Annotated in this window: 4 protein-coding genes and 1 pseudogene; all 5 read right to left on the bottom strand. The window is 35.4% G+C overall.

The features are described from left to right. Window positions 1-26: 26 nt before the first annotated feature. The 5 genes and pseudogenes from Q7P22_RS10265 to Q7P22_RS10245 all read right to left on the bottom strand — a co-directional run bounded on the left by Q7P22_RS10265 (window position 27) and on the right by Q7P22_RS10245 (window position 4,948). The gene (locus Q7P22_RS10265; RefSeq protein WP_303863848.1) at window positions 27-1,835 is read right to left on the bottom strand and encodes an AAA family ATPase; all 1,809 of its coding nucleotides are present in this window, start codon (window positions 1,833-1,835) and stop codon (window positions 27-29) included. 76 nt (window positions 1,836-1,911) lie between these two features. Then, window positions 1,912-2,964 (bottom strand): helix-turn-helix transcriptional regulator, encoded by a 1,053-nt coding sequence (locus Q7P22_RS10260; RefSeq protein ID WP_303863846.1) that lies wholly within the window; start codon window positions 2,962-2,964, stop codon window positions 1,912-1,914. 587 nt (window positions 2,965-3,551) lie between these two features. Further along, window positions 3,552-4,070, bottom strand: coding sequence for a GNAT family N-acetyltransferase (locus Q7P22_RS10255; protein WP_303863844.1), 519 nt, complete (start codon window positions 4,068-4,070; stop codon window positions 3,552-3,554). Window positions 4,071-4,180: 110 nt separating this feature from the next. Continuing rightward, window positions 4,181-4,381 (bottom strand): annotated as a pseudogene (locus tag Q7P22_RS10250) (AraC family transcriptional regulator); the annotation flags it as partial. Window positions 4,382-4,732: 351 nt separating this feature from the next. After that, window positions 4,733-4,948: a hypothetical protein gene (locus tag Q7P22_RS10245; protein ID WP_303863842.1), complete on the bottom strand. Its 216-nt coding sequence runs from the start codon at window positions 4,946-4,948 to the stop codon at window positions 4,733-4,735. Window positions 4,949-5,256 lie beyond the last annotated feature (308 nt).

Genomic DNA, 5,256 nt, shown 5'->3' with positions numbered 1-5,256 from the left:
TATTTATCAGGGGTGCGGACAGCGTATTATCTTATAACTCGTAAACTAACGCTAGCTCTTTTAATCTTCTCCTGCGCGTATTCCCCCATTGTGCTTCTCATAAAAAATGCATCATTTAAAAGAGTATGAATGTTGGTCCCAAAAGTTTGAGATCGTGACTCGTTATCAACCAAATTGCATTTTCTATTTTGAGCTCGTAAATAAATTGTGTTTTGCTTAGGAATATCCGATAGTACAAGTGGTGAATGTGTAGATATAATAATTTGGATTTCCTTTCCCAAATACTGCCTTGAGAGTTCATCAAATAGTATTGCTACCGACTTCCTCTGCCATTCCGGATGCATATACAGGTCAATCTCATCAATTAATAACAGAATGCTATCTCTAATCCGGATCGATTGACCTTCAATAAATTCATCAAAAAACGGAAGCAGATTTAGCCATGAAAAGAAGTTTTGATATGCGCGTTCACCTGATGACATGTAAAGGTTATCGATATTTATATATTTCAGTAACACAGATGAATTGCTGCGAGTTAATGAGTCAATAAATGAACAAAAGCGTAAGTAAGTTTGGCGATTGCTATTGTATGAGACTACCTTATCAAAACGGTGGGCCAAATCTTCTACTGGAACATCGCTATATATTTTTTCGCACTCTTGTAAAATCTCGAGCATTTCATTTATTTCATGAAACCCATTTGTATAGTAAGCTGCTTGTTCTGGATTATTTTCTGGCTGCGTTTTATAACACTCTATTATCGTTTCTATTGTTGCAGTAAAATCGGAAAGCGCGTTTATATAGAATTTTTCAATGGTAATATTGTCCCAACAATAATACATCTCAAATATCAAATTTAGATATAGCGTAGCACACGCATTCCTTCGAATTTCTATTGGAATATTTGAGCACCAACGTAGAAATTCTTTGGCCTTTTCAGATAGCCTAACTATATTTAGATTATCTGACTTAATACCATCTTGTGCAATGTTGGTATATCCGTCAATTTTCTCGATCAGCCGTATAACACTCTTAAAATTTACATATAAGTCTTTGCACACCTTAGAAACATATGAGGTTTCTAACCTATTTGAACAGAGATTGTGATAATATAAAATATCACATATCTGCTGAAAATCTTGCACAGACTTATTTTTAATTAAGAGCGCTTGAAGATTATTAAAATAATTGTTTTCAATTAAGCCTCGAGGATATTGTACAGTCTTTCTATAAAAATTTCCTGCTATGGTTTTTAGCGAATCAGCGGTTAGACTTATTTTGTTAACCATCCCATGAGTCTGATATCCGTTAAAGTCGGAAGTATACATACTGTTAGAAAGATATATAATTGTTTGTTGTTCCAGTATGTTTAATAATTGTTCTCTTTTATCAAATTCAACTTCATTCATACTATGAGCAGAAAAAGGAGTCTTGTTATCAAGTTTATCAGGTTCCAAATTGTGATAGATTTCCATATTTTTACCGAATCGATATACGAGAATTTTTTTATCAGTTTCATATTCTTCTTCATACATTTTCTCATATCCTGGTTTATCTCCGTTATGACGCGGAAGGCATTGATTTGCATATATGCATTTTAGCAGAGTGGTTTTCCCTGACCCATTTTCTCCAACTAATGCTGTAATGTTTCTTATGCAACCGTTATCGTAAAGTGTAGACCCCACCTGCGGTGACATATCTTTATATGATAGCGTATATTGGTGTGCGTCTGGCGCAATCTGCAAAGTAAATTGATGTTCTCCATAAAAATTAAATCCCTGGCTAGTAATAAATCCATTTTTACTTCTATTGATCCATATATATATCAATTCCATATTGTCACCTCATATTAATAATACATTTTCTCTCCAAGATAATCTTACCACAAAATGTTATTTTAGCGTTACAGAGCTATTCTGTATATCGTACAACATCTTGAATATCACGAATATCGAGCCAGTTCAAAAGTCTCAGCAGGTAATGCCCGTCTGGTGTGGTTTCTCCATTTTCCCATTTCTGATATGTGCGGACAGTAGCCCCAATTGCATTCGCCACATCTTGTTGGGTATATTTAAGACGTTTTCGGCTAACCTTCAGAATTTCATAATCAAATTCCATAGTTTGCGGTCCTGCATAAATTTGATACCAGCAATCCTCATCATCCTTGTTGTTATAACAGTTGAGCGCATGAATTGTTGTGCTAGGAGTGAGTTCCACGAATAGCCGTCCACGACTTGACTTGTCCTGCGAGCAAGTAATATTTCTTGCGTTTTTAACTTGTAGACCAATCCATTTCATGATAGGCTGCCCACTACGATCGCAGGGGAAAGTGCCTTCAAACTCAATCTGTGTTCCTGTACGCCAACTCACTTCACCTATCCCTATTTCGCTGATTTCATAAATGATAGGAGAAAGTCCTTTTTTCTCTAATACCTCGTTATAGCTTGTTATAAAGCAGTTCGGTAGATAATCACTACTTCCTAATTCGTCACACAATTGTAGATAATGTTTCCATTGAAAAAACATCTCTGCATTGCTTACATGATGTGTCTGGTCCACTATATAGCAGAATATATCTGTCAATGAAAGTTTCTTCTCATATAGCATGTATTCAAGTGATTGGTATAGCTTCTCTAAAGCCTTTTCATCTTTATCATCTCGAATAATCCCTGAAATAAGACAATGTAAATCGCCTACGTGATTATCCGAATAATCGTTTACATAGAAATAAAAAGGTATTCTACGAATAAAGTTTGCAACAGGCAATGGCTTATACCCATATTTATCGTCCAACCAATTAGAATAAGAAGTAGAACCATCACGTCCAACTCTTTTATCGCAGTATGAAAAAATCTCGCTTCCTACGATAGAGTGCATACTGAGATACTTAACCAGTTTGTCTTTATCGAAATATTTTTCATCGACGTGCTGCTCAATAATTTCTAAATCTGATCTTGCCAGCATATTTAGCACCTCCTATATGCATCTATCATAATACGAATTTTTTGGGTAATCAAGATGAAAATTTATTCGTAAAGCCAGACTACAAAAATGCAATGTTAAAGGTTATTTACTTCTGCATATCAAAAAAACGAAGAAAATCTTACCCGTCAATTCGCATTATTTCTGTCAGAACCTCCTCCCCCATCTGTGAGCTTTACCCCTATGTGCTCGATGTCATCTATAAATCAGGCAAAAAAAACGGGCTGAAAATTGCACTTTTTCAGCTCATTTTTTGCCTATTTTTAGTTCCAAGACCACTACATATAGTGGTTTGCCCGCCTCATTTGCCCTCAGAGCCTCTATTCGCCATCATTATTATACACTCAACATGCCTTGAGGATACAAAAAAGATGCTGTAAATAGATATTGCCCCCTTGGTGGTAAGGTATATCTCTGAAACAGTTGCCTTATCATCTACCAACCGAAGATGAAATTGAACTTCTTATATCAGAAAGACAATAGAATATATTTTTAACAATATCTCAAGGAACAGTGAGGAGTTTTTTCTTTGTGTTGATCGTCCACAGCCAAAAGATGAAATTTTATGCTTATATATATTTATACACCTTTGTATACAAAGTGCCTTTTATATGCTCAAACATGTCCTCATCCACTTTGCTACCTGAAGTCATGATGAACAACGGAATGGCCTTCTTTCCTTGAGATATTGGAGGTTGCATATATGGATATCCGTTAAGGAAAAAACTGTTTCGCTTGTAGAAGCCAATACGCCTGCTCGCCATTTCTGTTTCTGGCGGCTCAACTTCCAGACAAACAGTCTTACTAAGCAGTTCTACCAGTTCATTCAGTATATATGCTCCAATTCCACCATTTCTATGTTCAGGATTTACAACAAAATGCTCGATGTAAGCAAATTTATTAAATTCCCAAACCGCAATAAAAGCATTAATGCCTTGAGATTCATTATACAACACATAAATAGAATAGGCAGGGTTATTAAGCAGTGCTTTTTGCTCATCGTAGGTTCTATATTCATCACCTGGAAAACTCATTTCCATTAGGTCATATATTGTATCGAAATCTTGAATTTTTAGTTTTTCTATCATAGTAATTTATCCCCTCACCAACATTTATGCCTATTCCTCTGGCCCGTGCTTTTTCACTGTAATCTTATCCACTCAACACCGTTTTGCCCTAAGAGAGAAAATATTTCCCACTGCAATTCAAATGCCGCTTGTGTCATTCTCCTGCGTCGGATATATTCTGACAATGAAATACCAGCCACATAGGAAAACATTCGCTGAAAATTATAGGTGGAGCAACACGCAATTTTTGCTGCTTCTTCATAGGAAATCGCTTCGGCTAAGTTGTCTTCAATGTAATTAATGGCGTTGCTCAAATTCTTTAGCCACTCCATTTCTTCACCTCATAGTAAAATCTTACTATAGCAAGTTAAATTAATCCTCGCTATCGATGCCTTCCTTTGTAAACTTATATCAATAAAATTTAAATATCAACCTATCAAGAAATCTCAGTCTGCAGTCCCGGCAGCAAAGTATACTATGAAATCAGCATCACCTCAAGAAGGGCATAACAATTACCTCAGTCCAAATGTCAAAAGGTCTTGAATTTGATGAGGTCATCAATAGTGCAAATAACGAATGCAATAATACTATTGCTATACCACCTAATGTTAAAAGCAACAACCCAAATAATCCATAAGTATAGATTACATATTGTATTATGTAGTTCTTTGTTTTTTCAGCTTTCATTGTTTTATAAAATAAACACTCCCTCCTGCTTTAAGACCCGTAATATAAAAAGTATAAGTACCTGCTTCTTCAATTTCAATCATGAAATTACAGCTTTCCACATCATTGCCTTGATATGCGATTGTACCATTTTCGTTTTCCACAATTATGTCCACATCGCCTTTTTTAATATCAATACTAGTTTCAATTGTTTCGCCCTCTGATAAAGGCATATCGCATCGTCTTAATATTTTGTTCCAATCTAATAAATCCTTTGTAAATGCTTTGTGTCAATTCGACATCAAATCCGGTAAAGAGTTTTTCAAGAAATTCTATTTCCCTTTTCTCCCGTTTTTTAAAGTATTCTGTACATTTTGGATTAAGCTTAATTCGTAACGCCCTCGCGTCTTTTTTATCCTTAGTTATTTTGACATACCCTCTTTCATGCAAAGCGGTTGCAATCCGTTTTGCATTTTGACGTGAATATTGTTAGGGGACGAGATATTCTTCAGTAAAACAGCATAGATAGGACACAATAATC

The sequence above is a fragment of the Alkalibaculum bacchi genome, from assembly GCF_937875145.1.
Lineage (GTDB): Bacteria > Bacillota > Clostridia > Eubacteriales > Alkalibacteraceae > Alkalibaculum > Alkalibaculum bacchi_A.
Note: the sequence above shows the minus strand (reverse complement) of the source record. Positions and strands in the feature narration are given on the sequence as shown.